The organism is Pseudomonas sp. D1-1 (assembly GCF_051132225.1).
Taxonomy (GTDB): Bacteria; Pseudomonadota; Gammaproteobacteria; order Pseudomonadales; family Pseudomonadaceae; genus Aquipseudomonas.
In genome coordinates, this window is sequence record NZ_CP071676.1 from 2,789,506 (window position 1) to 2,816,505 (window position 27,000).

At 62.9% G+C, this 27,000-nt stretch carries 22 protein-coding genes and 2 pseudogenes; 13 read left to right on the plus strand and 11 right to left on the minus strand.

The window, feature by feature from the left end; genetic code table 11:
* Positions 1–2: 2 nt before the first annotated feature.
* The 3 genes from J3P86_RS12590 to J3P86_RS12600 all read left to right on the plus strand — a co-directional run bounded on the left by J3P86_RS12590 (position 3) and on the right by J3P86_RS12600 (position 3,007).
* The gene (locus tag J3P86_RS12590; protein WP_434700497.1) at positions 3–677 is read left to right on the plus strand and encodes a DUF1028 domain-containing protein; all 675 of its coding nucleotides are present in this window, start codon (positions 3–5) and stop codon (positions 675–677) included.
* Positions 670–1,839 carry an acetylornithine deacetylase gene (gene argE, locus J3P86_RS12595; RefSeq protein ID WP_434700498.1) on the plus strand — a complete coding sequence of 390 codons (1,170 nt, stop codon included), beginning with the start codon at positions 670–672 and terminating at the stop codon, positions 1,837–1,839. Before J3P86_RS12590 ends, argE begins: the two co-directional genes overlap by 8 nt.
* Positions 1,840–1,966: 127 nt before the next feature.
* Entirely contained in the window at positions 1,967–3,007 is a 1,041-nt protein-coding gene (locus J3P86_RS12600) for an ABC transporter substrate-binding protein (protein WP_434700499.1), read from the plus strand.
* A gap of 193 nt (positions 3,008–3,200) precedes the next feature.
* Here the strand turns inward: J3P86_RS12600 and J3P86_RS12605 are convergent, their stop codons facing one another.
* From J3P86_RS12605 to J3P86_RS12630, 6 genes are all read right to left on the minus strand, one after another.
* Entirely contained in the window at positions 3,201–4,112 is a 912-nt protein-coding gene (locus tag J3P86_RS12605) for a LysR family transcriptional regulator (RefSeq protein WP_434568588.1), read from the minus strand.
* Positions 4,113–4,326: 214 nt separating this feature from the next.
* On the minus strand, positions 4,327–5,529 hold the full coding sequence (locus tag J3P86_RS12610; RefSeq protein ID WP_434700501.1) for an NAD(P)/FAD-dependent oxidoreductase: 1,203 nt from the start codon (positions 5,527–5,529) through the stop codon (positions 4,327–4,329).
* Positions 5,530–6,450: 921 nt separating this feature from the next.
* Positions 6,451–6,825 (minus strand): response regulator transcription factor, encoded by a 375-nt coding sequence (locus J3P86_RS12615; RefSeq protein WP_434700503.1) that lies wholly within the window; start codon positions 6,823–6,825, stop codon positions 6,451–6,453.
* 100 nt (positions 6,826–6,925) lie between these two features.
* Positions 6,926–7,576, minus strand: coding sequence for a response regulator transcription factor (locus J3P86_RS12620; RefSeq protein WP_434700504.1), 651 nt, complete (start codon positions 7,574–7,576; stop codon positions 6,926–6,928).
* Between the two features lie 18 nt (positions 7,577–7,594).
* Complete coding sequence (locus J3P86_RS12625; protein WP_434700505.1) at positions 7,595–8,665, minus strand: sensor histidine kinase; 1,071 nt, start codon at positions 8,663–8,665, stop codon at positions 7,595–7,597.
* 348 nt (positions 8,666–9,013) lie between these two features.
* Positions 9,014–10,033, minus strand: coding sequence for a GlxA family transcriptional regulator (locus J3P86_RS12630; RefSeq protein WP_434623878.1), 1,020 nt, complete (start codon positions 10,031–10,033; stop codon positions 9,014–9,016).
* A 209-nt stretch (positions 10,034–10,242) separates the two neighbouring features.
* Here J3P86_RS12630 and J3P86_RS12635 point away from each other — a divergent pair, with 209 nt between their 5' ends.
* From J3P86_RS12635 to J3P86_RS12655, 5 genes are all read left to right on the plus strand, one after another.
* Positions 10,243–11,244: an ABC transporter substrate-binding protein gene (locus J3P86_RS12635; RefSeq protein WP_434623876.1), complete on the plus strand. Its 1,002-nt coding sequence runs from the start codon at positions 10,243–10,245 to the stop codon at positions 11,242–11,244.
* Positions 11,245–11,343: 99 nt separating this feature from the next.
* Positions 11,344–12,315 carry a helix-turn-helix domain-containing protein gene (locus J3P86_RS12640; RefSeq protein WP_434604814.1) on the plus strand — a complete coding sequence of 324 codons (972 nt, stop codon included), beginning with the start codon at positions 11,344–11,346 and terminating at the stop codon, positions 12,313–12,315.
* A gap of 71 nt (positions 12,316–12,386) precedes the next feature.
* Positions 12,387–13,319, plus strand: a complete 933-nt coding sequence (locus J3P86_RS12645) for a SphA family protein (RefSeq protein ID WP_434700506.1) — start codon at positions 12,387–12,389, stop codon at positions 13,317–13,319.
* A 9-nt stretch (positions 13,320–13,328) separates the two neighbouring features.
* Positions 13,329–14,579, plus strand: a complete 1,251-nt coding sequence (locus J3P86_RS12650; protein WP_434700507.1) for an MFS transporter — start codon at positions 13,329–13,331, stop codon at positions 14,577–14,579.
* A 17-nt stretch (positions 14,580–14,596) separates the two neighbouring features.
* Complete coding sequence (locus J3P86_RS12655) at positions 14,597–16,054, plus strand: amidase (RefSeq protein WP_434700508.1); 1,458 nt, start codon at positions 14,597–14,599, stop codon at positions 16,052–16,054.
* Between the two features lie 603 nt (positions 16,055–16,657).
* Here the strand turns inward: J3P86_RS12655 and J3P86_RS12660 are convergent.
* The gene (locus J3P86_RS12660; protein WP_434700509.1) at positions 16,658–18,145 is read right to left on the minus strand and encodes an aldehyde dehydrogenase family protein; all 1,488 of its coding nucleotides are present in this window, start codon (positions 18,143–18,145) and stop codon (positions 16,658–16,660) included.
* Positions 18,146–18,773: 628 nt separating this feature from the next.
* Here J3P86_RS12660 and J3P86_RS12665 point away from each other — a divergent pair.
* Positions 18,774–19,016: pseudogene (locus J3P86_RS12665) on the plus strand (PAS domain-containing protein); the annotation flags it as partial.
* Between the two features lie 105 nt (positions 19,017–19,121).
* Positions 19,122–19,313 (plus strand): annotated as a pseudogene (locus J3P86_RS12670) (methyl-accepting chemotaxis protein); the annotation flags it as partial.
* A 15-nt stretch (positions 19,314–19,328) separates the two neighbouring features.
* Here the strand turns inward: J3P86_RS12670 and J3P86_RS12675 are convergent.
* Positions 19,329–20,657 carry an alginate export family protein gene (locus J3P86_RS12675; protein ID WP_434700511.1) on the minus strand — a complete coding sequence of 443 codons (1,329 nt, stop codon included), beginning with the start codon at positions 20,655–20,657 and terminating at the stop codon, positions 19,329–19,331.
* Positions 20,658–20,949: 292 nt separating this feature from the next.
* On the opposite strand from J3P86_RS12675, the gene J3P86_RS12680 reads away from it, so the two are divergent.
* The 3 genes from J3P86_RS12680 (at position 20,950) to feaR (ending at position 24,098) form a co-directional block, all read left to right on the plus strand.
* Positions 20,950–22,449 (plus strand): APC family permease, encoded by a 1,500-nt coding sequence (locus tag J3P86_RS12680; RefSeq protein WP_434604823.1) that lies wholly within the window; start codon positions 20,950–20,952, stop codon positions 22,447–22,449.
* Positions 22,394–23,014, plus strand: coding sequence for a DUF3156 family protein (locus J3P86_RS12685; protein WP_434700512.1), 621 nt, complete (start codon positions 22,394–22,396; stop codon positions 23,012–23,014). Before J3P86_RS12680 ends, J3P86_RS12685 begins: the two co-directional genes overlap by 56 nt.
* Before the next feature lie 121 nt (positions 23,015–23,135).
* Complete coding sequence (gene feaR, locus J3P86_RS12690; RefSeq protein ID WP_434604827.1) at positions 23,136–24,098, plus strand: transcriptional regulator FeaR; 963 nt, start codon at positions 23,136–23,138, stop codon at positions 24,096–24,098.
* 287 nt (positions 24,099–24,385) lie between these two features.
* On the opposite strand, the gene J3P86_RS12695 is transcribed toward feaR, so the two are convergent.
* The 3 genes from J3P86_RS12695 to J3P86_RS12705 are packed head-to-tail and all read right to left on the minus strand — an operon-like array spanning position 24,386 to position 26,760.
* On the minus strand, positions 24,386–25,153 hold the full coding sequence (locus J3P86_RS12695; RefSeq protein ID WP_434623856.1) for an SDR family oxidoreductase: 768 nt from the start codon (positions 25,151–25,153) through the stop codon (positions 24,386–24,388).
* Positions 25,146–25,946, minus strand: coding sequence for an SDR family NAD(P)-dependent oxidoreductase (locus tag J3P86_RS12700; protein ID WP_434700513.1), 801 nt, complete (start codon positions 25,944–25,946; stop codon positions 25,146–25,148). Before J3P86_RS12700 ends, J3P86_RS12695 begins: the two co-directional genes overlap by 8 nt.
* Entirely contained in the window at positions 25,939–26,760 is an 822-nt protein-coding gene (locus J3P86_RS12705) for a molybdenum cofactor biosynthesis F family protein (protein WP_434623852.1), read from the minus strand. The genes J3P86_RS12700 and J3P86_RS12705 overlap by 8 nt, the downstream gene beginning before the upstream one ends.
* Positions 26,761–27,000: the final 240 nt, after the last annotated feature.

The window sequence follows — 27,000 nt, forward strand, 5'->3', positions numbered from 1 at the left end:
ACATGACGTTTTCCATCGTCGGACGCTGCGCCGAGACTGGCCAGCTGGGCATCGCCATCAGCTCATCGAGCATCGCCGTCGGCGCCCGTTGCCCCTGGCTGCGGGCCGGTGCCGGTGCCGTGTCGAGCCAGAACATCACCTTGCCGGCCCTGGGGCCGCTGATTCTTGATGAACTGGCCGCCGGCCAGACGGCGCAAGAGGCGCTGGATCATGCCTTGGCGCGTAACGGCTATAGCGAATATCGCCAGGTCGCGGTGGTGGATGCCCACGGACGTACGGCGGTCTTCAGCGGTCGCCACGCGTTGGGTATTCACGGCGCCCAGCCAGGTGAGCAGTGTGTGGCGGCCGGCAATCTGCTGGCGAGCGACGGAGTCATCGCGGCCATGGTCGCGGCGTTCGAGCAGGGCGAGGGCAGTCTCGCGTCACGCCTGCTTGGGGCGTTGCAGGCTGGGCAGGCCGCGGGTGGAGAGGCCGGTGCGGTGCATTCGGCAGCGCTGTCGGTGGTGGATGACCTGACCTGGCCCATCGTCGATCTGCGGGTGGACTGGGCCGACGAGAATCCCATCGGCGAACTGGAAAAACTCTGGCTCGCCTATCAACCGCAACTGCAGGACTACCTGACCCGCGCGCTCAACCCGACCCTGGCGCCGAGCTACGGGGTGCCGGGCGATGAGTGAGTTGCGCAGTCGCGCACTGCTCGCCGAGCTGGTGGGCTTTGCCACGGTCAGTCGTGATTCGAACCTGGCGCTGATCGAGTTCGTGGGCGATTACCTGCAAGGCCTGGGGGTAAGCAGCGAGCTGATCTACAACGCCGAGCGCACCAAGGCCAACCTGTTGGCAAGCATCGGCCCGTCGGTGCCTGGCGGTGTGATGTTGTCCGGGCATACCGACGTGGTGCCGGTGGACGGCCAGGCCTGGACGGTTGATCCGTTCTGCCTGAGCGAGATGGACGGCAAGCTGTTCGGGCGCGGTACGGCGGACATGAAAGGCTACCTGGCCTCGGTGCTGGCGGCGGTGCCGACATTCCTGTCCAGCCCGCTCAGACGCCCGCTGCACCTGGCGTTTTCCTATGACGAAGAAGTTGGGTGCCTGGGCGTGCGCAGTCTGCTGGAGGTGCTGCCGCAACGCATCCCGCAACCGGCCTTGTGCCTGATCGGTGAGCCCACCGAGCTGCAACCGGTGCTCGGTCATAAAGGCAAATTGGCGATGCGCTGCCACGTCCGAGGCGCACCGTGTCACTCGGCCTACGCGCCTTATGGAGTCAACGCCATCGAGCAGGCGGCGCGCCTGATCGGTCGCCTGGGAGAGATCGGTGCGGAGCTGGCCGAACCGTCGCGACACGATGGGCGCTTTGATCCGGCTTACTCGACCGTGCAGGTCGGCGTGATCCAGGGCGGGACCGCACTGAACATCGTTCCGGCCGACTGCCGCTTCGATTTCGAGGTGCGCGCCTTGCCGGATTTTGCCCCGCAGGGGGTGGTCGAGAAATTGCAGGATTACGCCGAACAGGCGCTGCTGCCGAGGATGCGCGCGGTTAGCGCCGACACCGCGATTCGTTTCGAACACCTGTCCGCCTACCCGGGCCTGGCGACTGCGCCGGACAGCGAAGCCGCGCGTCTCATAGCCCGGCTGTGCGGCAGCGAGGCCTTCGGCACCGTGGCGTTCGGCACCGAAGGTGGGCTGTTTGATCAGGCCGGTATCCCGACGGTGGTTTGCGGGCCCGGCAGCATGGACCAGGGGCACAAGCCCGACGAATACGTGAGCGTTGAGCAAATGGCTGCCTGCGACCGGTTGATGGACCGCCTGGCGAAGCATTTGAGCGAACCCGATGGCCTGTGACCGAAAAAAGGAGTCCAGGATGAACGATTTTGCTACCGCTGTAGACCGCACCGCCCGCGCTTACGGTCGCCTCTGAGCCCCGTCGCCGGCTCGTGCGGGCGAGCCGGCATTTTCGAGGAACCGCTTCATGTCCATATCCTTGCGTTGCAACATTGCGTGTGCCCTGGCGTTGCTGAGCAGCAGCGTACTGGCCGCGCCACCAAGCCTGACCGTGATCTCATTCGGCGGCGCCACCAAGTTGGCCCAGGACAAGGCCTACTTCCAACCCTTCAACGCCAGCGGTGCAGGAAGCATCGTCGCCGGCGAATATAACGGCGAGCTGTCGAAGATCAAGGCCATGGTCGCGGCCGGGCACACCAGTTGGGATGTGGTCGAGGTGGAAAGTCCCGAGCTGCTGCGCGGTTGTGAGGAAGGTCTGTTCGAAAAACTCGACCCGGCGGCGATTGGAAAAGCTGCGGATTTTGTTCCGGGTGCGCTTACCGAATGCGGCGTGGCGACATATGTCTGGTCGATGGTTCTGGCCTACGACCAGAGCAAACTCGCCAAGGCGCCCCAATCCTGGGCGGATTTCTGGAACGTGAGCGACTACCCGGGTAAACGCGGATTGCGCAAGGGTGCCAAGTACACCCTGGAAATCGCCTTGCTGGCGGATGGCGTCAAGGCCGAGGATCTGTACAAGGTGTTGAACACCCCTGAAGGGGTGACACGTGCTTTCGCCAAGCTCGATCAGATCAAGCCGAACATCCAGTGGTGGGAGGCGGGTGCGCAGCCGGCGCAATGGCTGGTGGCCGGGGACGTTGCCATGAGCGCCGCCTACAACGGGCGCATCGCCTCGGCACAGAAGGAAGGCATGAAACTGAGCATCGTCTGGCCACAAAGCCTGTATGACCCAGAGTACTGGGCGGTGGTCAAAGGTACGCCGAACAAGGCCCTGGCCGAGAAATTCATTGCCTTTGCCAGCCAGCCGCAGACGCAGAAAGTCTTCTCGGAAAACATTCCCTACGGACCGGTGCATCGCCAGACGTTGGCCTTGCTGCCCGCCGAAATACGCGAGCAACTGCCCACCGCCGAGGCCAACCTGGCGCAAGCGCGAGCGGTGGATGCCGAGTTCTGGGTGGACCACGGTGAAGAGCTTGAGCAACGCTTCAATGCCTGGGCGGCTCGCTAGATAGTAGATAGCACGACAAAAATTGTGGCGAGGGGATTTATCCCCGCTGGGCTGCGAAGCAGCCCCAGAAAACGGGCGCGGCCTATCTGATAGACCGTGAGCACAGATTGAGGGGCTGCTGCGCAGCCCAGCGGGGATAAATCCCCTCGCCACAGAGGAAAGCAGTGTGTCAGGCGACGGCCGGGTGGATGGGCTACGCCAGCCACTCGCCGAACTGCTCCTTGCAATAATCCACGAACAGCTGCGCCGGCTTGGTCAAGTGCGCGCGCTTGAGCCAGCCGGCCACCAGCGCTGAACCTGTCACGTCTTCGGCGATGTTGACGCACACCACTCGCTGCCCGTCGTAGGTGCAGCTCGATTGCGGCCGCGTAACCAGCACGGCGAAGCCGAATCCCTGACCGACCATGCCGCGCACCATCTCGATGGAGGGCGAACTGAAGACAATGTTCGGCGTCAGGCCCAGTTCTTCGAAAATACTCACGAAATAGGTCCGGCTGGGCTGCACGTCCAAAAGGATCATCGGTTCGAGCGCCAGGTCCCGCAATGACACCTGGCCCTGATCGGCGAAACGATGCCCCTCCGGCAGCAATGCATAGGGCCGCTGCGGCGCGGTGAGCGCTTCGGTTTCGATGGTGCTGTCGAGATCGTGCTCATAAAAAATCGCCAGGTCGAAACGTCCCCCCGTCAGGCCCTGGACCAGCTCCTGCTGTTCGCCATCCTGTACGCGAATTTCCACCCCGGGAAAACGCTCTCGGAACCCGGCGATCAGCCGTGGCAAGTAGAGCGGGGCGACGGTCTCGAAGCAGCCGATGTCGATCTGCCCGCTGACGACGTCGTTGTCCGCCAGCGCGTTCTGTTCGAATTCCCGGGCCATGCGCAGCAGTTCCTGGGCCTTGCGATAGAAACGCGCACCGGCGGGCGTCAGCGAGACGCCCTGGGCGTGATGGCGGATCAGCAATTGCACGCCGAAACTGTCCTCCAGGCCTTTTACCGCCGTGGCAATCGATGGCTGGGCGATGTACAGCTTGCGCGAGGCTTCGGCGACGCTGCCGCATTCCACGGTGGTCACGAAGTACTTCAACTGACGCAGGGAGTAGGACGCCACGACACACCTCGATCCGGATTTTTGCCTACCTTACCGTGTGTCGCTCATGCAGGGCGATGGACGTTGCAACGGATTTTGCTGGGCAGTGGCGATATCCAGGCTGGCTTGCCGCGCGGGTAGAAAAAACGCCCGCCGAAACAAACTTGGCAGGCGTCTGGGAAAGACCGGCGCAGAAGGACTGGCCGGGCCGGGCGCGTGAATCAGGCGAGAGGAATCAGGCTACGGGAATCGATGGATCGGCTGCGGCCAGGGCGGTTGCCCGATCGGCGGCGGGCGGGTAGATCCAGACCGAATTGATCTGGGTCTTGAGCTCCTTGGCTTCCTCGCCAACCAATTTGAGCTGGCGGTCCCAACCTTCGGTGTACACCGCGCCCCAGGCGCCCAGGTCCAGGCACGTCACGTACTTGGGCTGGCTGTAGGTCATCGGCGCGACGCCGAGCAGGTCGGCGGCAACGTTGTTGCCCGCATAACGACCCAGGGCGATGGCATGCTGGCAGGACATGACCGCGTAGTTGCCCAAGTCGTCGGTGGCGGCATAGGCCACGTCGCCGCTGGCGTAGATATCGTTCTGCCCGAGCACCTTCAAATGCCCGTCGACATGCAGCCGGCCCTGGCGGTCGCGGGTTGCGGGCACCTGTTCGGTGAGAGGGCTCGCGCGAAAGCCTACGGTCCAGATAACGGTGCTGGACTCGATGCGCTGGCCATCCGAGAGGGTGACACCGCCGGCATCCACCGATTCGACCGAGGCATTGAGGATCCACTCGATGCCCAGGTGCTCGGACGCTTCGATGATCGAAGGGCTGATTCCCTCACCCAGTGCCGCACCGATTTTCGGCCCGCGGTCGACCACGATCACACGGACATCGGCGTCGCTGCCGAGGACGGCGCGCAGACGGGCGGGCATTTCGGTGGCGGTTTCGATGCCGGTGAAACCACCGCCTGCGACGACGACGGTATTGCGTGCGGGACTGTCCGGCAGGTTCCCGAGCGAATTGAGGTGGGCTTCGAGGCGTGTTGCCTGTTCGATCTCATCGACATCGAATGCGTGTTCAAGCATGCCTTGCAGGTCAGGGCGAACCAGCTTGCTGCCCGCGGCCAGTACCAGTCGGTCGTAGCCCAGCGTCGCGAGGCTGCCGGACACGTCGCGGTAGCTGATCTGCTTGCGGCTGACATCGATGTTCTCGGCCACGCCTTGGACGAAGTTCACGCCGACCGCATCGAACAGCGCGCCCAACGGCGCCATCATGGTATGGACGTTCGGCTCGTAGAACCGCGGGCGGATGCGCAGTTCCGCCTGGGGGGCCAGGACGCTGATCTGTACGTCGTTGCGATCATGCTGGTCGAGCAGGCGGGCGGCGCTGAGTGCGCTCCATACGCCGCCGAAACCGGCGCCGACAATCAAGATGTGCTGTTTCATGATGAGCTCCCGAAGACGAAAATCGATACGTTGAATTGTTTGAGGTTTCAGCGTGACCGTGTTGCGAGGTACCCGAAGGTGTGGGGCCTGATGGTTGAAATCATCGGGCGCATTCAGCTTCGGTTCGCTGTGGGAGATGGTAGGGGGTGGCTTTGGGTTAGACACTTCTACATAGGGTCAGTGGGGGTATGCGTGGGTGTGAGGGGGGTATACGGAGGTATTAAAGGTGCTCGGGTCTTGGGTGCTGCATGCATATCCGTTGCCGCGGTCATGGCCACTTGGGGTTCCGCCCTTACGGCGGCTCACTTTTGGAAGAGCGCCAAAAGTAAGCAAAAGCGCTTTGCCCCACCACTCGGTGCCTCGCCTAGGCTCGGCATGCCCTCACTCCGGCATTGCTCCGTGGGCCGCCGCGAAGGGCCATCCATGGCCCAGCGCGGCTAACCCGGCATCCATGCCGGGTTACCCACTGCGCAATGCCTGCGTTCGGCCAGCGTGGTTAATGGGGCGCTGAGATCAAAGTCAAAAGCAGAGCAAGAGCAAGAGCAAGAGCAAGAGCAAGAGCAAGAGCAAGAGCAAGAGCAAGAGCAAGAGCGGGGCACATGCTGGCAGTTATGCAACTGACCCATCACCTTCGCGAGCAGTCTCGCTCCCACATTGGATTTTCGACAAACACAGATTTCATGTCCCACATTGAGTCACTGTGGGAGCGAGCTTGCTCGCGAAGAGGCCAGCCCATTCAACATCTTCAACGGCTGACCCACCGCCATCGCGAGCAAGCTCGCTCCCACATTGGATTTTCGACAGGCGCTGATTTCACGGCATACAGAGAACCCCTGTGGGAGCGAGCCTGCTCGCGAAGGGGCCAGCCCGTCCAACACTTCATTGGCTGACCTACTGCCATCGCGGGATATACACACCAATCTAAACCGACCGTTCAAGAATCGACTCAATGCAAGCAACCAACTCCCCACACCTGAACGGCTTGGGGAAAACCGCCACGGGACCGCAACCCCCCGGTATGGCCAGCGCGGGCACAACAGGCAGGCCCGTGATGAAAACAAGCGGAATGTCGATCCCTCGGGCATAGAGCTCATCGCACAACTGAATGCCCGTCATGCCCGGCATTTGTATGTCCGACAGCACGCACGCGGTGTTTTCAAACCCGGCTGAAGACAGGAAGGCGACGGCACTGGCATAAGTCCTGACGCGATACCCGTGAGAGCGCAGCAAACCATCCAATGCAACTCGAACCGATTCATCGTCATCGATAACAGCAATAAGTGCAGTGTCGGACATTTCGAAACCTGGCAGTAATATCAGGTCGCTATTAAAGCGCCCCTATTACTGCAAGATACGCTGTCCAAAAGCCGCGCCTAGTATACGTGGGTATGAACTTTCAACGATCACGGCCCGGTTCCAGGGCCTGGGCCATGCACACCAGGTCGGCAAACGAACGCGCAGCCATCTTGCGCATGGCCTGGCCTCGGTGGATCTTGACGGTGATCTCGCTCAAGCCTATTTGCCCGGCGATCTGCTTGTTCATCAGGCCCGACGCTGCCAGTGCCATCACCTGGCGCTCCCGGGCGGTCAACGTGGCGTAACGGTCCTGAAGCGCCTGCTGGCCACGCTCGGCTTCGCGGCGCAGTCGGTCGCGCTGATGGGCGGCGGACACCGCATCGATCAGGTCCTGTTCGCGAAACGGCTTGGTCAGGAAATCCACCGCGCCAGCCTTCATGGCCCGCACGGTCATGGCAATGTCGCCATACCCGGTCATGAATACGATCGGCAGATGAATTCCGGCATTCGCCAACTGCTGTTGGAAGTCCAGCCCGCTGGTGCCGCGAAGGCGCACATCGAGCAACAGGCAACTGGGTGCGTCGGGACGTGGATGGCCCATGAAGTCCGTCACCGAGTCGAACAGTTCGACCAACAGGCCAATGGACCGCAGCAGACTGCGAAGGGCTTCGCGTAACGATGCGTCGTCGTCGACCACGTAGACAATCGGTTCATGGGCGAGGGCAGGGGGCATGGCGTGGCTTGGGTTCATGGCAGGGGTCCGCACAGGTCAGGCTTTGGCTAACAACGGCAACGAAAAGGTGAACGAGGTGCCTTGGCCTGCCTCGCTGGTAGCCCAGATCCTGCCGTCATGGAAATCGATGATCGAGCGACAGATCGACAGGCCTATGCCAAGGCCGTTTTCCCTGGTGGTAAAAAACGGGTTGAACAATGAGGGCAGTGTCTCGGCCGTGATGCCGATTCCCCGGTCCGTCACCGCCAGCAGCACCTCGTGCGCGTGCGTCCAGGTGCGCACGTAAAGGATTCGGTCGCGCACCGGGAGCGTTTCCATGGCGTGGCAAGCGTTGGAGACCAGGTTGATGATCACCTGCTGCAGCTGGACCCGATCGGCGTCGACGAGGCTTGCCGCCGTCAGGTCTACTTTCAGGCTGACTTGGTGCTGAGCCAGCTGGTGGCGCACCAGATCCAGTGTTTCGCTGACGATTTCGTCCAGTCGTTCGGGCCGGCGCAGAGGGTCGCATTTGCGCGCCATCGCTCGGGTCCGATTGATGACTTCACTGGCGCGGCACGCGTTGGCGACGATCCGGTCCAGCGAGTCGAGGGCCTCCTTGAGGTCGGGCACCGGACGGTCCAGCCAGCGGCGACAGGCTTCGCCGCTGCTGGTAATGGCCGTCAACGGCTGGTTCACTTCATGGGCGATGGAGGCGGCCATTTCCCCCAGGTACGTCAGCCGCGTGGCATGGGCCAACTGCGCCTGGGCTTCGATCAGGTAGGCCTGGTTATGCCGCAGGCGGTCCGAGGCATGCTTGCTGCGCAGTGCGAGAAACGCGATGGCCGACAGGGCCGTCAGGCAACGGAAGAACCCGGTGATCGATTCCCAGCGGTGGTAACCGCCGTTGTAAAGGAACATCGCCGTCAGCAGGAACATGCACATCAGCGCAACGGTGATCACCAGGTTGATTGAAAACAGGTTGGCCGCCATCAGCAACAAGGTGACGTACAGCAGCGTCGGCGCCAAGTCGGAATGGGTTTCGGAATTGATGATGACAATCCCGCAGGCCACGACCAGGCCGACCGCCCAGCCCAGGGCGTCGACCAGCGGGTGAGGGCTGATGCCCATTGAGGGGCTCGACGCCTTCGGGGACGGCTGATACCGAAGGCTGTCGTAGATGCTTTTGAACATCATGGCGGGTGTGGGCACGCTGCAACCTTTCTTTTGTCTTGTCGGTCCGGTCCCGGTGGCGGTGGACACGGGGGCATCGTCTTGAATCTTAAAAGCTGCCCCTCGCCTCGGGGTAGGACATAAAACCCTGAAATCCTGCCAGACCGGGCACTCGTCCTGAGGGACTTCCCATAACGACCCGGGAGAACGCTGGCTCCGTTCACGCTGCTGTGCGTTCATCGGCGAGCAGGCCGAAGCACAGGCGCAAGCCAGGTGCGTAGCCTGACGCGACAGCGCGGTTCAAGCTCAGCGGGAGAACCGGTTGCGATAGTCCCGTGGTGAAATCGAGAGGTGGCGTTGGAAGGTGTAACGCATCCGTTCTTCGTCGCCGAAGCCGCACGAACGGGCAATCTGATCGATGTTGCGCTCGGAGTCCTCCAGCAGTCGTCTGGCCGCTTCGAGCCGGAACATCTCGACGGCCTTGGCCGGGGTGCGTCCGGTCTGGCGCTTGTAGACCCGGGCGAAGTTGCGCGGGCTCATGCGCGCTTGCCGGGCCAGGCGCTCGATGCTCAGGTCGGCCTCATCCAGGTGCTCGGCGAGCCAGGCGTGCAGTTCATCGAATCCGGCGCTGTCCTGGGTCTGTGCCAGCAGCAACTGGCTGAACTGCGCCTGCCCACCGGGGCGCTTGAGAAACACCACCAGTTCCCGGGCCACCTGCAGCGCGACATCGCGACCACAATCGGCTTCCACCAAGGCCAGGGCCATGTCGATGCCGGCGCTGACGCCCGCCGAGGTCCAGACGCTGTCCTGCTGGATAAAAATCGCGTCGAGGTCCACTTCGATCAAGGGGAAGCCACTCTTGAGCATTTCGCACATGGCCCAGTGCGTGGCGGCGCGGCGGCCGTCGAGCAAGCCGGCCTGGGCCATGAGGAAGGTCCCGCTGCACACCGAAGCGGTGCGGCGGGCCTTGGTCGAGGCCGCGCGCAGCCAGTCCACCAGCTCGACGCAGTCGATCATCGCCTGGCGGATGTTCGGCGCGCCAGGCACGATCAGCGTGTCGATGACGGCGTTGTCGAACTCACCCAGGGCGCAGGTTTGCACGACCAGCCCTTCGGCGGTCTGCATCAGGCCGCCTTCAAGGCTGGCGGTGTGCATCCGGTAGCCGGGCAGGCCACGTTCGGTCATGGCTTTGGTGGCCGCCCAGAACACCGTCTGGGCGCCGGTCAGGTCGAGCAGGCCCATCTGCGGATAGGCGAGGAACACCAGCGCGCGCGGTCGGGATACGGACTCGGCGGCAATGCGGATGTCACAGGTCATCTCGTTCATGGTCGCGCGGCTCGTTTCAAGAATGGGCAGGTTCGGAGGGGGCAGCGGCTGCGCCTCGGTGTCCCTGGGTGATTAATCCTCCGCCCGGATAATGTCAAGTCGGCCGCGTTGAATCTTCAGGTGCTATCGTTATGCGATACAGGTATTTAAATTTTATTTTTTATAGCTTTAAAGTCGGCGCCTGAATTTATCCATAAGAGGCCACGGCTATGACGTTCAAGCGTCCCGTACTTTTTCTTTCCCTGGCGGCGAGCCTGCTGGTCGGGCCGCAGGCGCATGCCGAAGGCAAGATCAGCATCGCCCAGCAATTCGGCATCGGTTATCTGATCCTGGACGTCGTGCGTGACCAGCAGCTCATCGAGAAACATGGCAAGGCCCAGGGCCTGGACATCAAGGTGGATTGGAACAGCATCTCCGGCGCCACCGCCATGAACGAAGCGTTGCTGACCGGCGCCCTCGACGTGGTGTCGGCCGGGGTGCCGCCGATGCTGACGATCTGGGATCGGACCCGGGGCAAGCAGAACGTCAAGGCCATCGCCTCGCTGGGCTCGATGCCCAACTACCTGTTGACCAACAACCCCGGGATCAAGACGCTCAAGGACTTCACCGACAAGGATCGGATCGCGGTTCCGGCGGCGGGTGTCGGCTTCCAGTCGCGCACATTGCAGATCGAGACGGCCAAGGTGTTCGGCGATGAGCACTACAAGAAATTCGACGACATCTCGGTCAGCCTCCCGCACCCGGACGCCACGGCCGCGTTGATCGCGGGCAAGTCGGAAATCAATTCGCACTTTTCCAGCCCGCCGTTCCAGTACCAGGCGTTGCAGAACCCCAACGTGCACAAAGTCCTCAGCTCCTATGAGGTGCTCGGCGGGCCGGCCACGTTCAACGTGCTCTACACCACGGAGAAATTCCACGACGAAAACCCGAAGACCTACAAGGCGTTCTACGCCGCGCTGGTCGAAGCCCAGAACATCATCAAGGCCGACAAACCTGCCGCCGCCCAGACGTATATCCGGGTAGAGCAATCCAAGCTGCCATTGGCCCTGGTGGAGAAGATCGTCAGCGACCCGGAAATCGATTTCACCGTGGTCCCGCAACGCACCTATATCTACGCCGACAAACTGCATGAGCTGGGTGTATTGAAGAACAAGGCCGACAGCTGGAAGGACTACTTCTTTGAAGAAGCCCACGGCGGCGCAGGCAGCTGACTAGCCGTTTTCGGCACAATCGAGCGAGTCACCCGGGAGACGGAATGGAACTTGCCTGATCTTCGATCCATAACCCTGGAATCAGCGAAGGTCGGGTGAATGAACGACGACATGGCGGACGGGTTGCCGACGCGGCCGATCAATCGGTTCCGCACCGGCGACATCGACGAGCACGCGCGGAACATGGGCGGCTGGCAGGTGAGCTACGACCAACTGACGCCAGGACGCTTCGAAGGCGAGTTGATCGAGTTCCGTGCAGATTGGATGCAACTGGTGCGCGACCGCTCTAATCAGGCCATGACCAAGCGCGGCATGGCATGGGAGGGCGCGATTACCTTCAGCGTACCGTTGCGCGCTGACGGGCCGGTGTTCTGCTGCGGGCACCCGATTGTCGAGCCGAGCCTGATGGTCGCCCACGGCCGCAACCTGCCGGACCTGCGCACACCCCAGCACTTGGACCTGCTCGGCGTCGCCGTCAAGGAGCAAGCCCTGGAGCACCTGCTGGAGCGCCAGGGCAGCGACTTTCGAATTACCGATCTTCCCAAGTGTTACCGTCTCGGCGATTCGACCTTGCCCGCTGAGCTGGCGGCGCTCTTCGACGAACTCGAAGGGGGCGGCCAGGGGCATGAGTCATTGTTGGGCTTCGAGTCGATCCGCCGTGGCCTGCGCGATACGGTGATGCTGCACCTGCTGGAGCTGGTGGCGCCCGACCAGGCGCCGCCGCTGACCCCGACGGCCCGCAAGCGCATGGTCGACCGGGCCCGGGAATATGCCCTGGCCCATGTCGACGAGCCGCTGTCGATCCTCGACCTGTGCAACCACATTGGCGCCAGCCGGCGTAAATTGCAGTACTGCTTCCAGGAAACCCTGGGCATCAACCCGGTGGCCTATTTAAGGGCGCTGCGCCTCAATGCCGTGCGCCGGGAGCTGCGCGCTGGCGACCAGGCCAGGGGCGTGCAGGAGGTGGCGGCACGCTGGGGCTTCTGGCACCTGAGCCGTTTCTCCAGCGACTATCGGACCCTGTTCGGCGAAACCCCTTCACAAACCCTGCGGCGCACGCATCTGTGCTGAAAACGGATAACGGCTGGCGGACCGGCTCCCTAGGATGACCCCATCACCACATGGTTGGGATGGGGCATTCGATGAATCAGAATAAAAAGAAAAACCTGCGGCATTTTACGTGGCTCACCCTGGGGCTTTTCGGCGCCTGCGCCGTGGCCAACGCTACCGAGAACGGTGCGCCGACCACTGCGTTCGGCGTCTACGACTTCGGTGCCGGCATGATGCCGCCGGCCACGCCCTTCGGGACGGTCGGGCTGCGTACTGCGTTCTATTCGGCCAATGTGCAGAAAGACCGTCATGGTCGCTCGGTGGACAACAACCTGTCCCTCGATGTGCTGTCGATCGGCGTCGCCTACATGCACATGACCGATTACACCGTGCTCGGCGCCAAGTACGGCTATGGCGCGGTAGTGCCGTTCTTCCAGATGGACGCCTCGGTAAGGGTGCAGACGCCGGTCGGTCCGCTGAACCTCGAAGCCGATCCGTTTCGCATGGCCGACATCCAGGTATTGCCCGTCATCCTGCAATGGACGTTGTCGCCAAACCTGTTCGTCAACGCGCAATTCCAGATCCAGACCCCGACGGGCGATTACGACGAGGACCGGCTGATCTCGCCGGGCCTGAACCACTGGACGTTCTCGCCGATCCTCAACGCGACCTATATCTCAGACACCGGCTTCGAGGTGTCCTCCAGCTTCGAAGTCGATGTGAACACTCGCAACCCTGCCACCGACTACAAAAGCGGCGTCGAGTATCGCCATGAATTCGCCGTCGGCCAGCATGTCGGCCCCTGGACGCTGGGTGTGGGCGGCTACTACTACCGCCAGTTCACCGACGACGATGCTCCGGGGCTGGAGTCGGGCAATCGCGCCCGGGTGCTCGCGGTCGGGCCGGCGGTGAGTTATTTCAAGCCCGGCGTGCCGCCGATCTGGCTGCACGTCTACAAGGAATTCGACGCGCGAAACCGCGCCGAGGGCTACACCACGGCCCTGCGCATTTCTCACAGTTTCTAGGGGGACGTCATGAACTCATCAAACTCCATTTCAACGGCGTCGCCGCGTCAGGCAGTTGGCCGGCGTGAAGGGTTGGTGCTGATGCTCGGCAGCAGCCTGACCATCATGGGCTCGGTAATGGTCACGCCGATTCTTCCCAGGCTGGCCGCCGAGTTCGGCCCCGTCGAGCCTCGCGCCGATTTGTTGGTGCCGCTGGCAATCACCGGGCCCGCGTTGGCGATTGCCCTCTGCGCGCCGTTGGCCGGCTGGTTGGCCGACCGGGTCGGGCGCAAGGCCTTGCTGGTGATCGCCACCTTGCTCTATGCGGTGCTCGGCGCGTTGCCGGCGCTGCTCGACAACTTGCCGGCGATTGTCGGCGCGCGCTTGCTGTTTGGCTGCGCGGAGGCGGCGGTGATGACCTGCTGCGCGACTTTGATTGCCGACTATTGGCACGGCGAGGAACGCTTGCGCTACGTCAACCGCCAAGTGGTGACGATAGGCCTGGTGGGGGCGCTGTTTTTTGTCGTCGGGGGTGCGCTTGGAGAGCACTCGTGGCGCTCGCCGTTCCTTCTTTACCTGCTGCCGTTGTTGTTGGTGCCCGCCATGATGAAAGTCTTGTGGGAACCGCCGGTGAGCAAGCTGCAAACGGCCGAGCGCCTCGATGAGTCGGCACCGACCAAGGTCGCGGTGCCGCAACTGCTGGTTGGCTATCTGATGATTGTGTGCGGCATGGTCCTGACCATTGTCATGCCGATCCAGGCGCCGACGTTGCTGGTCAGCCTTGGCGTGACCTCCAGCACCCTGATCGGCCTGGCGGCGGGGTTGAGCCTGTTGGCAACGCTCGTCGGCTCGTTGACCTGGCCGTTGCTGCGCCGCCGCTTCGGCATCGCCGGTTGCAACGCCCTGTTGCTCACGTTGATGGGGCTTGGGCTGTGCCTGCTGGTTCGAGCGCAAAGCTACAACGCGGTGCTGCTGGCCGTATTCGTCCAGGGGCTGGGTGCCGGGCTGCTGGTGCCGAACGTAATGGCGCCGGTGATGAACGCCTTGACCGCCAGCACCCGCGGGCGGGGCCTGGGCGGCTTCACCTCGTTTCTCTATTTCGGCCAGTTCATCAGCCCGTTGGTGGTGGCTGCCGTGGGTGTATTTACCGGGGACCTTCGTCAATCGATCCAATGGCTGGCCTTCGCCAGCCTTGCGGCGGCGCTGCTATGGGTGGCCGTCGGTTTGCGCACGCGTGGCCACGGCCGGGCGAACGTCGCCGGATCACGTCAATCGTCATGAAACAAGGAGTCTGAACCATGAGTCTGCAAGACATACATCAATTGATGGACACCCAAGACGCCGTTGCACTGGCCGAGTGGGTCAGGCGTGGCGAGGTCCAGCCCGGGGAACTGCTGGAGGCGGGCATCGAACGTCTGGAACAGGTCGAGCCACAGCTCAATGCCGTGGCGGAACGGCTGTACGAGTCGGCGCGGGAGGCGGTGTGTGGACCGCAAGTCCGGCAGGGACTGTTGGCGGGCGTTCCAACCTTGATCAAGGATTTGTTTTCGCCGGTCCAGGGGGCAGCGATGACCAACGGCTCCCGTTCGCTGGGGGCCTGCCGCGCAGACTTCGAATCGGAAGTGGTGACACGCCTGAGGCAGGCTGGATGCGTGATGATGGGCACCAGCACTTCGCCTGAGTTTGGCACGTCCTATTCCACCGAATCGACACGTTTTGGCGCCACGCGAAACCCTTGGAACACCGAGCGCAGCGCGGGCGGCTCCAGCGGTGGCGCGGCGGCGCTGGTGGCGGCCCGGGTGGTGCCGTTCGCCCATGGCAACGATGGCGGCGGTTCGTTGCGGGTGCCGGCGTCCTGCTGTGGGGTGTTCGGCTTCAAGCCCAGCCGCGGCCTGATGCCGTCAGGTCCGATAATGGGCGAGGGCTGGGCAGGAATGGGCACGCCCCACGTTATCACCTTGTCGGTGCGTGACAGCGCCGCGCTGCTGGACGCCACCGCCGGAATCGACTTGGGAGCGCCGTATGCCGCGCCGGTCCAGGTCCAGCCTTATGTGACGGCGCTGCTGCGTGATCCGAAGCCGTTGCGTATTGCCTTGGTCGAACAGCTCGGCCCCTGGGCCACCTCCCAGCAAAGCGTGCAGGCGGTGAACGAGGCCGCGAGGTTGTGTGAAGCCTTGGGCCACCGCGTCGAACCGGTGAAACTGCCGGTGGTGCTGCCTGATTTTTATGATCAGGTTTTCACCATCATTGGCGCAAGCACGCGCCGTTACGTCGACCTGCTGGGCCAGATGCGTGGGTCTGCGGTGCAGGCGGAGGAACTGGAAGTGCGCACCCGGATCATCCTGCGGGACAAAGGCAACGTCAGCGGCGCCCAGTACGTCGGCGCGGTGGAATGGATTCATGCGCTGGGCCGCCAGTTGGCGGTGTTCATGCAGGATTACGACGTGATCCTTTCTCCGGTCCTGACCCGCGAACCGGTGATGATTGGCGAGCTCAACGTTGACGACGTCTGCATGAGCCTTGAAGCGCTCATCGAGCGATTCCACAGCTACTCGCCGTTCACGGCGCTGTTCAATGCCAGCGGCCAGCCGGCGATGTCGGTACCGTTGTCCTGGAGCGCAAACGGCCTGCCGCTGGGCGCGCATTTTGCCGGGCGGTTCGGCGAAGAAAGCACCTTGCTGGCCCTGGCCGCCCAACTGGAACGCGCCCAGCCGTGGCGCGGGCGTGTACCGCCGGTCAATGCTCACCGCAGATGAAAACTGCGCCCACACCTCATGTGGGAGCTGGGCGGGGATGGTGGCGGCGCAGCGGAACCTGTGTGGGAGCGAGCTTGCTCGCGATGGCGTTGTCAGGTTCGACATCATTTATTGACTGACAGTCCGCTATCGCGAGCAGGCTCGCTCCCACAGGTGATGAGTGTCGGGCGGGGATGGTGGCGGCGCAGCGGAACCTGTGTGGGAGCGAGCCTGCTCGCGAAGGCATTGTCAGGTTCAACATCGTCTTTGACTGAACGTCCGCTATCGCGAGCAAGCTCGCTCCCACAGGTGGTGAGTGTCGGGCGGGGATGGTGGCGGCGCAGCGGAACCTGTGTGGGAGCGAGCTTGCTCGCGATGGCGTTGTCAGGTTCGACATCATTTATTGACTGACAGTCCGCTATCGCGAGCAGGCTCGCTCCCACAGGTGATGAGTGTCGGGCGGGGATGGTGGCGGCACAGCGGAACCTGTGTGGGAGCGAGCCTGCTCGCGAAGGCATTGTCAGGTTCAACATCGTCTTTGACTGAACGTCCGCTTTCGCGAGCAAGCTCGCTCCCACAGGGGCTTTGTGAGCAGCGAGCATGGGGAATCAATGCAACCGGAGCTCAATACCGAATCATCACCGACTTCAGCTCGGTGTAGTCATCGATGAACGCGCTGCCGAACTCCCTGCCGATACCCGAAGACTTGCTCCCGCCGAATGGCACGGCGGGGTCGAGCAGGGTGTGCATGTTCACCCAGACGGTGCCGGCTTCAATGGCGGGCACCATGCGCAGGGCCTTGCCCAGGTCGTTGGTCCAAAGGCTGGCGCTCAGCCCGTAGGGCGAGTCGTTCATCAGGTCGAGCAGTTCCTCCTCGGTGTCGTAGGGCAGGAAGGTGGCGATCGGGCCGAAGGTTTCTTCATTGAGCAGCGCATCATCTCGATGGTTGGCGAGGATGATGGTCGGCTCGACATAGCAGCCAGGCCTGTCGATCAGCTTGCCGCCGTGAACAATCGTGTTGTTCTGTGCCCGCGCCCTGGCGAAATACTCGCCGAGTTTCTGCTGATGCTGACGGTTGGTCACCGGACCGAATTGCGTGGCTTCATCCAGCGGTGAGCCGATGCTGAGCTGACTCAGGCGTTCGGCGAGCTTGCGCATGATCGGTTCGATCTGCGAGCGGTGGACAAAGAACCGCTCTGCCGCCGCGCAAATCTGCCCGGAGTGCAGGAAACCTGCCTCGATGATGCCATTGACCGCCACCTCGGGATCCACATCTGGCAGGAATCCCGCAGCGTTCTTGCCACCCAGTTCCAGTGTCGCCCGGGTCAGTCCGGCGCCCATCGCCGCCTGGCCCACGGCGATGCCGGTAGGCACCGAGCCGGTGAACGATACCTTGTTGGTGCCTGGATGCTCGATCAAGCCCTTGCCCACCAGACCGCTACCCGTCACCACGTTCAACGCGCCTGCCGGCAGGCCCGCTTCCATGGCCAGTTCAGCGATGCGCAGGATACTCAGCGGAGTGAACTCGCTGGGCTTGATGATAATGCTGCAACCGGTCACCAACGCCGAGGCGAGTTTCCAGATGGCGATCATCGTCGAAAAATTCCACGGCACGATGCCGACCACCACGCCCACCGGTTCGCGCAGGGTGAACGCCGTGTAGCGTTCGCCGGCGAAGGAGGGCAGCGACGGGGTGATGGTCTGGCCGCTGATCTTGGTCGCCCAGCCGGCGTAGTAACGCAAGAAGTGCGCAGCCTGGTCGACTTCGAAGGCGCGGGAGATATGGATGATCTTGCCGGATTGGCAGGTTTCGATCTGTGCCAGCTCCTCGCGGTGTTGCTCCATCAGGTCCGCCAGTTTCAGCAATACATGCCCGCGAACCGCCGGGGCGGCCTGGGACCATTGCTTGAAACCGCGCCGGGACGACTCGACCGCCGCATCGATATCGCCAGGACCGGCGTCGCAGACCTGGGCGATGACCTGGCCCGTGGCTGGGTTGATCACGTCCAGGGTCTGTCGGCTCTGGCTTTCGACATAAGCACCGTCGATGAACAGCGCGTGGTGTCGGCCAAGGAAGGCTTGGACCTCGGGCAGCAGGGCAATATCGCTCATGGTAAGTTCCTGTTCGCAGGCAAGGGAAAGCCCCGAGACTAACCCTTGGGAGGCCGGGCGGGCTTGACCGTGTCTGCCGCGTCGCATGTCTGTGGCTGCCATTTTTGCGGTTGGCAGGCACAAGCAAAACCTGTGCAGACAGATGCAAGCCTGCACCGCCCGTTTGCGGTCAGATCAGTGCTTCGAATCAATGGCACAGGGGCAGAAAATGTTTCTCCAGACCGGCAAGCAGAAATTGGCGTTGATCGAGCAGGTGCGGCGGGTACTGGCTGGCGAAGCCGATGACGCGCCTGCGCTCGTGGCCTATCCGCAACTGCGGGCCAGTCTTGAACAACACGCCCGGCAAACAGCGGATGCGGCTGAACGTTTACGCCAGGCCGAGGGCCAAGTGAACGAGCAGGCATCAAGACACCGGCAAATCGACCAGGCGTATGCGTTGGCTCGCCAACAACTGGCTCAGGCAGGAGAGCGTGAGCAAGGGCTTCAGGCACGGCTTGAGCAGCTTGAGCGTCAATCCCGACAGCACTTTCAGGAGGCGCAGATCTGGGAGCTGCTGCAATCGACCCTGACCGAAGGCTGCTGGGACATCACCGTGGTCAACGGCGATTTGCAGCACCCGGCCAGCGGCATGCGCTTTTCCAGTCAGTTCCGCTCATTGCTGGGGTACGGGCCGGACGAGTTGCCGGACGGCTGGGACGCCCAGGTCGGCATCACCCATCCCGATGACCTGCCGAAGATCATGGCGATCTTTGACCGGGAGATTCCTGGCAGCCAAGGCAGTGGCGAATACGTCTTCGAATATCGGATGCGACACAAGAGTCGCGATTATATCTGGTGCCGCGAGCGTGGCCGCGCCGTGCGCGACGCCCAAGGGCGACTGGTCCGGGTGCTGGGCGCGGTGCGGGACATCAGTGATGAGCGTTCGGCCCAGTCTACCCACCAGCGCATGCTGGAGCAGAACCAGGTCACTTACGCGCAGATCGCCACGGTGGTGGGCGTGATCAAGGGCATTGCTGACCAGACCAACCTGCTGGCGTTGAACGCGGCGATTGAAGCGGCCAGGGCGGGCGAGGTCGGGCGCGGCTTTTCGGTGGTGGCCGACGAGGTGCGCAAGCTGGCGGAAAGTACCCGCCAGGCCACGCACCAGATCCAGACCATGTTGCATCAGCACAAGGGCTGACGCTCAGAGCGGAACCGCCACCACCAACTGGCTGTACACATTGGTGCCGTTGCCGCCCACCTGGTTGCCTCCGTTGCTGGCGTCTTTCTCTGGCTTGTACAGGCCCAGCAGCGGCGTGATGATCAGGTGCTCATTGGCTGCCCATTCGACGTACAGGTCCAGCTCACGACCGTCGAGGTTCAGCGCTTGAGCGGTGTGCAAGGTCTTGTAGTCGAAAAACAATGCGCCGATCGTCACGGTCTCGGTTGGCTTGAGCTTGAGGCCGACGTGCTGGATGGCTGTGTTGCTGTTGAACGGGCCGGCGTAATTGCCCGCCACTTCGCCTTGGAACCAGGTGCCATAACCTCGGCTCGTGCCGGTGAACATCGAGTCCCAGTTTTTCGAATAACGGCTGTAGCGATAGGTCAGGTCGGGGCTCCAGGGCAGCTCGGCGAAGGTATAACCGGCTTCGGTGTACCAGGCTTTCTGAGGGCCGGCGTCCTTGTCTTGCCAGGCGTATTCGAAGGAGAAGTGCGCGTTTTCGATACCGGCATCGCCCGCGCCGCGCAGGCTGTAGATGTCCATGCCGTCGCGTTGTTTCTGCAAGTCACTGGCGTAGTGCTCATCCACGTCGATGCCATGGATGTAGGTCAGCCCGAGGGTGCCGGGTGCTGCGGTGTATTCCAGGGTGCCGGCGGCCATCTCGGTGTTGGCTTGGGCGCGATTGTCGGACTTGAACCACAACAGGCTCCCATGCACGCCGTCCTTGTCGCCCAGGCGCAGCACCGCGGTCTTGTCGAAGGCGTGCCGGGCGGCGAGGTAATAGGCTCCGCCGCGATTGAGTTCGCCATCGGCCACGCCCTTGCCGACGTTAAGGCCGTCGTCGTTGATGATGAAACCGTCGCCAAGGGTAATCACCTGGCGACCGAAGGACAGGTCGACGCCATCCTTGCCCAACAGCGGGAACAGATCGCCGGAGCGCCAACCGGCGAAGGCCTCGTCGAATTTCGTGGTGCGTTCGGAACCGTCGCTCAGGCCCGCCGCATCGCCATCGCCCCAGGTGCCGGAGCTGAGTAGGTTGGCGGTCCCGTAGAGGTTCCCGCGGCCGTCGAGTGTCTGCTCGATACTCAGGCCATACTTGATGAAACCTTCGCGCCAGCTCGAACCGCCGGCGCTGCCGTCGTAGTTCTTGCGGCTGTTGAACAGACCGTAGACCGCGAGGAAGTTGCCGCTGACGGTGGTGTCATCGTCGGCATAAAGCTCAATGGCCTGGGCCGATGAGCCTGCCGCCAGCAAGGCGATGCCCAGGCCGATGGCCTGGCGTGGCAGGCGTGATTGACGAGTGTGCTCCATGGTGTTTTCCCCAGTGCGATAGGACAGCGGAGCGCGCATTAGGGAGAGCCTGGGCTGCGAAGTCTTTCACCAGCCTGCCAAGGTATTGATCCTGGCCGCCATGGCTGTGGCAGTGGCAGGCAGCTACAAGACCGGCGGCAGGCATGGGCAAGACGCTCGGGGCGAGGGCGGCGCACAGTGATCCTGCACGCAACGCCGTTTTAATCAGGGACTGGCTGGGGAAGGCTTGAACGCCAGTGCCCGGACGGCGGTAGCACCCATACTAAAAGTCCGTTTTTCGAGGATCCGCACCATGTCGATCAATGACAGGCTCACCGAGCATCTGAACCGGGGTACGGTGGGTTTTCCCACTGCGTTGGCCAGCACCATTGGCCTGATCATGGCCAGCCCGGTCATCCTGACCGCCACCATGGGGTTCGGCATCGGTGGCAGCGCCTTCGCCATGGCGATGCTGATCGCGGTGGTGATGATGCTGGCCCAGGCAACGACGTTCGCCGAAGCCGCATCGATCTTGCCGACCACCGGCTCGGTCTACGATTACATCAACTGCGGCATGGGGCGCTTCTTCGCGATTACCGGCACTTTGTCGGCGTACCTGATTGTCCATGTGTTTGCCGGAACGGCGGAAACCATCCTGGCCGGGGTCATGGCCCTGGTGAACTTCGAACACCTCAATACCCTGGTCGAATCGGCCGGTGGTTCCTGGCTGCTGGGCGTGGGTTTCGTGGTGGTGTTTGGTGTACTCAACGCATTCGGCGTCAGTGCTTTCGGCCGGGCCGAAATCATCCTGACCTTCGGCATGTGGACGACCCTGATGGTGTTCGGCGTGTTGGGGCTGATCGCCGCGCCGGCGGTAGAACTCGAGGGCTGGTTCGGCGCGTCCGTGGTCGGGACCGACCTGGTCACGGTGCTGTCGCTGGTGGGCATGGCAATGTTCATGTTCGTCGGATGCGAATTTGTCACGCCACTGGCGCCGGACCTGCGCCAGTCAGCCAGGACCATGCCGAGGGCAATGATGCTGGGCCTGTTCAGCGTCGCGGCCTGCATGTTCATCTATGGCGCGGCGATGAAGCGCCAGGTGGAAAACGTGCTGCTCGATGCCACCAGCGGCGTGCACCTGCTGGACACGCCCATGGCGATTCCGCGCTTCGCCGAGCAGGTCATGGGCGACATCGGGCCGATGTGGCTGGGGATCGGCTTCCTGTTTGCCGGCGCCGCGACCATCAATACGCTGATGGCCGGGGTGCCGCGTATTCTCTACGGTATGGCGGTGGATGGCGCGCTGCCCAAGGTCTTCACCTACCTGCATCCCCGTTTCAAGACGCCGCTGCTGTGCATCCTGGTGGCAATGCTGATCCCTTGCCTGCATGCGCTGTGGCTCGGCGGTAACACCGATAACATCATGCATCTGGTACTGGCGGCGGTGTGCGCCTGGAGTTTTGCCTATCTGCTGGTGACGATTTCGGTGATCAGCCTGCGCGTCCGCCGTCCCGATCTGCCCCGGGCCTACCGCTCGCCGTTTTTCCCGCTGCCACAGATCCTGTCCAGCGTCGGCATCGTCCTGGGCATGTGGTTCATCACGCCGCCGGGCATGAATCCGGCGGACATTTATGTGCCTTTCGCCGTGATGCTTGGCGGTACCGCGGCCTACGCCCTGTTCTGGACCCTGGTGGTGCAGAAGGTCAATCCATTCAAGCCGGCGACCGTCGAAGACGTGCTGGCCAAGGAGTTTTCCCATGAGCCAGGGCAACCTGTCGGCGGGTTTATCGAGCCTGCTGCAAAAGCTGTCTGAGCTGTTCAGCGCCCGTCGCGCCCCGGCCGGTTATCGACCCGGGGTAACGCTGGAGCATTTGCGACGCAACCTCGCACTGGCGCGGTTTGCGGTGTCGATGCCGGGGGCGGCGACGATGGTCACCGACGATGGCGGCCTGCAACTGGAGATCGTCGAACGCACCGAGTCGCAGTTGCTGATGCATGTGGTAACGACCGAGTTCGTGTTGCACGTGCCTGCGTCGAGAGAGGGCAGCGCGCGCCTGCAATTGCACCATGGCGGAGCCATTCGGCGCAGCGGCATTCGTTGCCGCCAGTTGAAAGGAGATGCCGCGTTGTCGGTTCGGCTGCGGACGGCCATCGAAGGTGATCGTGCGCTTTACGCCGCCCTGATGCCGCTGGACTTCAAGCGCCTGGACATCGAGCTGCAAGGCCGGCAATGGTCTGTGCGACTGGAGCATGTGGGCGGCAGCGAAGTGGTCAACCGGATGCCCTCGTTCCGCCGCTACATCGCGCTGAGCCCGTTGCAGCGCGATGCCTTGTTCGCAACGCTGGATGGGCTGCGGAGGGTACTTTCGACGTTCTGAGTTTTCGTTTTGCCTGGCATCATTCCTGCTACTGCTCTGGCGATCAGGTACTTGTTGCGTGCATTTAGATAACATGTTAACTATTGCCGCACAAAAACAATAAGCCATTGTGGAGAGCGCCATGAGCATGCAACAGGCTGGGCAAGGCGGGCTGGACACCTGGAATCGGGACCTGCGCGCGACATGCGGCCATTTCGAGACGGAGCTGGCCTTCAATCGCGCGTTGTTCATTGGCGAAGTGTCGACCTTTCAGCGCGGCGGCCTCTCACTCGCCAACCTGCGCACCAATGCCGGTTCCATCAGGCGCCAGCTATGCAAACCGGATCACGATGATGACCAGGACTGTTTCCTGGTCAGCCAGCGCAGCGGTTATTCGCGTATCACCCAAAATGGCACGAGCATCCAGCTGGCTCCCGGCGAGCTGTTGCTGATGGATTCGGTGGGTTCCCTTGAAATCAGCCCGTTCGGCCTGATCGAGCATGCCGTGTTGTCGTTATCTCGGCGGGACGTCGCCAGGCGACTGGGCGGCGACAGCAAGACCTTCGGCAAGATTTCTTCAAGCAAGGCTTGCGGAAGAATGCTGCATGTATTGGTGGACCAGCTCTGCAAGGACACCCCGGAGGGCGAAAGCAGCGCCGGGGAGGGCGAAGCCCTGCAGAACGCCTTTGTCTCGCTGTTGGGATCGGCGCTGGAGCATGAAACCGACCTGTGCGGCGACAGCGTCGGATTGCAAGGCAGTCATCTGCGCAGCTACGTACAGAAAGTCATTGATGAATGCCTGACCCAACCCGGTCTCAGCCCGGTCGGCCTGGCCAACCGCTTGAACATCTCGGTGCGACACCTGTACCGCTTGTTCGAAGAGCAGGATGACAGCGTGTGCCGCTACATCCAGCGCGCCCGCCTCAAGCGCAGCGCCGATGACTTGGCCAATCCTTTCTTGCGGGATGAGTCGATCACCTCGATTGCCTACAAATGGGGCTTCACCGATTCGGCGCACTTCAGCCGTTCGTTCAAGAAACAATTCGAACAGTCGCCCAAGGCGTTCCGCTCCAGCCAGTTGCAGCAGGCGCAAGGGGTGGCTTGACCCAACGTCTTCGCGAGCAAGCTCGCTCCCACAGGTGACCGGGTTGGCTCCGGATCAGGTGAACGACACAAAACAGTGTGGGAGCGAGCCTGCTCGCGATGGCTGCCACAGTCGATGAAGATGCTGGATGTGCCGACCCCTTCGCGAGCAAGCTCGCTCCCACAGGTGACCGGGTTGACTCCGGATCAGGTGATCGACACAAAACAGTGTGGGAGCGAGCTTGCTCGCGATGGCGGCAGTTGATTCAGCATTGATGCCAGCTGACCCACCGCTATCGCGAACAGGGTTCAAACCTCCGGCAAGGTTGAGCCGCCATCGACGATCAGGGTCTGGCCGGTGATGTAGGCGGCCAGGTCCGAGGCCAGGAACAGCATGGCTCCGGCGATGTCCGACGGTTTGCCGAGTCGCCCCAGCGGTACTCGGCGGGCGATGTCGTGGTTGACTTGGGCGTCCCCCAGGTTGGCCATGGCTGGTGTTGCGATCATCCCCGGCTCGACACCATTGACGCGGATATTTTCCGCCGCCAGCTCCAGCGCCGCATTGCGGATGAAGCCGTTGACCCCGGCCTTGGACGCCGCATAGTGGCTGAGGCCCGGGTAGGCTACGCGCGGGCCGGTCACCGAAGAGGTCACCAGCACGCAGCCCTGACCCTGGCGACGGAACATCGGCAGCGCGGCCTGGGTCAGCCAGAACAACGCTGACAAATTCACCGCCAGCGTTCGCTCCAGCACCGCTGGCGTGATTTCGGCGAAGGGCGTCAGAGGGAAATAGCCGGCGTTGTGCACCAGCACATCCAGCCTGCCGGTGCGTTGTTCCAGCTTGGCGATCATCTGCGTAATGGCCGTGGCGTCGGCCAGGTCGACGCCCATGGCATCCACCGGGTAAGCGCTGGCGCGCAGGTCGCTGGATACAGCCTCGGCCCCCGCCAGGTCCAGGTCGGCAATGACCACTCGCGCCCCACGCCAGGCAAACCCTTCGACGATGGCCCGGCCGATGCCTTGCGCGCCGCCGGTCACCAGCACCGTCTTGCCGGAGAAATCCAGATCATCAGGCATTTGCGTGCTCCATTCGGCTGAAGGCCAGCGTCGGCACATCGACGATGCTGGATCCGCCATCGGCCACCAGCGTCGCGCCGGTGATGATCGAAGCATCCGGCGAGGCCAGGAAACGACAAACCCGGGCGATTTCCTCGGCGCTCGCGGCCCTGCCCAATGGCACATCGGCGCAGACCCGGGCATAGGCCTGTTGCAGATTCTCACCGTGGAACTGCATCAAGGCCTGCATCTCTTCATCGGCCATCGGCGTGCGTACCCAACCAGGGCAAACCGCGTTGACGCGCACACCGCGTGGTCCGTAGTCCCGCGCCAGCGAGCGATTGAGGCCGAGCAGCGCGTGTTTGGCGGTGGTGTAGCCGCAGACCTGCGGTCCGGCTGCCAGGGAGGCGATGGAGGCGACCAACACGATATTGCCGGCGCTCTCCATCAGCAGCGGCAGGCAGGCACGAGCGCTGTAAAAGGCGCTGTCCAGGTTGCTGCGTAGCGCCGCTTCCCACGCCGACGGGCTGGTGCCGGTGGCGCTGCCCTGGCCCAGCCCGCCGGCGCAAGCCAGCAGCACGTCAAGTCGGCCGAGGCGTTGGCGTATCTGTGCGACGAAGCCGTCCCACGTCGCCGGGCACGCCGCGTCGCCCACCAGCACCAGGCCGCCGATTTCCTCTGACAGTTGCCCCAGCGGCTCGCGGCGCCGGCCGATCAGCACCAGGTTGGCGCCCTCGGCGGCGTACAGGCGGGCGCAAGCGGCACCGATGCCGGTGCCGGCACCCGTGATCACCACAGTGCTTGGCTCAGGCATCGGGGTACTCCGTCTGGTTGAGTACCTGGCAATAGGAGCTGACCGGGAAGTTCGAGAACTCGTCGAAGGATGCGCCGGCGTAACCGAAAATCTTGCCGTCACTACGGTGCTGCTGCAGGTCGATCAGCACCAGGCCCAGGGTCGGGATGATCTTCTCCCGCCAGACGAACAGGTACAGCTGATCGGCAATCTTGTAGGTGTCGCAGCGGTCGGTGTCGCACAGGCCTTGTTCAACGCCCTTGAGGCACTGCCAGGAATAAAACCGCTGGTTGAGGTAGATGTGTTCGTAGACTTCACTCGGGCTGTAGCGATACAGGTTGCGCAGCCCCACCAGTTCGCTCGTCGGTGCGTGAGGGCAGAGGCCCGGTTGCCATGAACGATCCAGCGTGCCATGGAGGAACTCGACTTCCACCGAGGTCAATGGTTTGCCGGCCAATGCGCGGCTGTAGAGGCCCTCGCGCGTTTGCGCCTCGGCGGGCATGCGCCCGATCACGGCGGTGAACGCGGCGCTGACGGTATCGAGCACCAGGCTCACCGACCACGTCTGGCCACCTTCACGCTTGATGAAGTCGACGAGGTACAGGCCTGGACGCACCGACGTGGCTCGATACGGCGCGGTGCCGGTGGAATGCCCGTCGGCTGCTTTCCAGCTCAGCGCGTCCTGTTCGAAGCGATGTTCGATCTGCCAGCCATTGGCGAAGTGCAGGGTAAAGGTCTTGCCGTCCAGGTCGGCGAGGTTCGGCAGGATGAAGGCTTCGGGGGCAAAGCCATCGGCCAGGGCGCCGACGGTGATCCAGTCTGAAGAAGTACTCATTGCAAGGCTCCGGTGGTTGAATGTGCCACTCGGATCATGGCGCCTGGCAGAGCGTCGGCCTATCAACCAAAGGGTTGAGCGAACGCTGCGATCCGTTTTGTGGTGAGGGGATTTATCCCCGCTGGGCTGCGCAGCGGCCCCCAAAACCAGACAACTCGGTGTGCCAGGAAGATTGGTTTCGCTGCTTCAGGACTGCTGCGCAGCCCATCGGGGATAAATCCCCTCGCCACAAAGCTGCCC

What these genes read in the sequence shown, in the direction of transcription:
- J3P86_RS12695 (WP_434623856.1), bottom strand. Translation starts at nt 25,153, where the DNA reads ATGCCTGATGATCTGGATTTCTCCGGCAAGACGGTGCTGGTGACCGGC.
- J3P86_RS12655 (WP_434700508.1), top strand. Translation starts at nt 14,597, where the DNA reads ATGAGTCTGCAAGACATACATCAATTGATGGACACCCAAGACGCCGTT.
- argE (WP_434700498.1), top strand. Translation starts at nt 670, where the DNA reads ATGAGTGAGTTGCGCAGTCGCGCACTGCTCGCCGAGCTGGTGGGCTTT.
- J3P86_RS12675 (WP_434700511.1), bottom strand. Translation starts at nt 20,657, where the DNA reads ATGGAGCACACTCGTCAATCACGCCTGCCACGCCAGGCCATCGGCCTG.
- feaR (WP_434604827.1), top strand. Translation starts at nt 23,136, where the DNA reads ATGAGCATGCAACAGGCTGGGCAAGGCGGGCTGGACACCTGGAATCGG.
- J3P86_RS12640 (WP_434604814.1), top strand. Translation starts at nt 11,344, where the DNA reads ATGAACGACGACATGGCGGACGGGTTGCCGACGCGGCCGATCAATCGG.
- J3P86_RS12630 (WP_434623878.1), bottom strand. Translation starts at nt 10,033, where the DNA reads ATGAACGAGATGACCTGTGACATCCGCATTGCCGCCGAGTCCGTATCC.
- J3P86_RS12700 (WP_434700513.1), bottom strand. Translation starts at nt 25,946, where the DNA reads ATGCCTGAGCCAAGCACTGTGGTGATCACGGGTGCCGGCACCGGCATC.
- J3P86_RS12660 (WP_434700509.1), bottom strand. Translation starts at nt 18,145, where the DNA reads ATGAGCGATATTGCCCTGCTGCCCGAGGTCCAAGCCTTCCTTGGCCGA.
- J3P86_RS12705 (WP_434623852.1), bottom strand. Translation starts at nt 26,760, where the DNA reads ATGAGTACTTCTTCAGACTGGATCACCGTCGGCGCCCTGGCCGATGGC.
- J3P86_RS12620 (WP_434700504.1), bottom strand. Translation starts at nt 7,576, where the DNA reads ATGAACCCAAGCCACGCCATGCCCCCTGCCCTCGCCCATGAACCGATT.
- J3P86_RS12685 (WP_434700512.1), top strand. Translation starts at nt 22,394, where the DNA reads ATGAGCCAGGGCAACCTGTCGGCGGGTTTATCGAGCCTGCTGCAAAAG.
- J3P86_RS12600 (WP_434700499.1), top strand. Translation starts at nt 1,967, where the DNA reads ATGTCCATATCCTTGCGTTGCAACATTGCGTGTGCCCTGGCGTTGCTG.
- J3P86_RS12635 (WP_434623876.1), top strand. Translation starts at nt 10,243, where the DNA reads ATGACGTTCAAGCGTCCCGTACTTTTTCTTTCCCTGGCGGCGAGCCTG.
- J3P86_RS12615 (WP_434700503.1), bottom strand. Translation starts at nt 6,825, where the DNA reads ATGTCCGACACTGCACTTATTGCTGTTATCGATGACGATGAATCGGTT.
- J3P86_RS12680 (WP_434604823.1), top strand. Translation starts at nt 20,950, where the DNA reads ATGTCGATCAATGACAGGCTCACCGAGCATCTGAACCGGGGTACGGTG.
- J3P86_RS12590 (WP_434700497.1), top strand. Translation starts at nt 3, where the DNA reads ATGACGTTTTCCATCGTCGGACGCTGCGCCGAGACTGGCCAGCTGGGC.
- J3P86_RS12625 (WP_434700505.1), bottom strand. Translation starts at nt 8,665, where the DNA reads ATGGGCATCAGCCCTCACCCGCTGGTCGACGCCCTGGGCTGGGCGGTC.
- J3P86_RS12610 (WP_434700501.1), bottom strand. Translation starts at nt 5,529, where the DNA reads ATGAAACAGCACATCTTGATTGTCGGCGCCGGTTTCGGCGGCGTATGG.
- J3P86_RS12645 (WP_434700506.1), top strand. Translation starts at nt 12,387, where the DNA reads ATGAATCAGAATAAAAAGAAAAACCTGCGGCATTTTACGTGGCTCACC.
- J3P86_RS12650 (WP_434700507.1), top strand. Translation starts at nt 13,329, where the DNA reads ATGAACTCATCAAACTCCATTTCAACGGCGTCGCCGCGTCAGGCAGTT.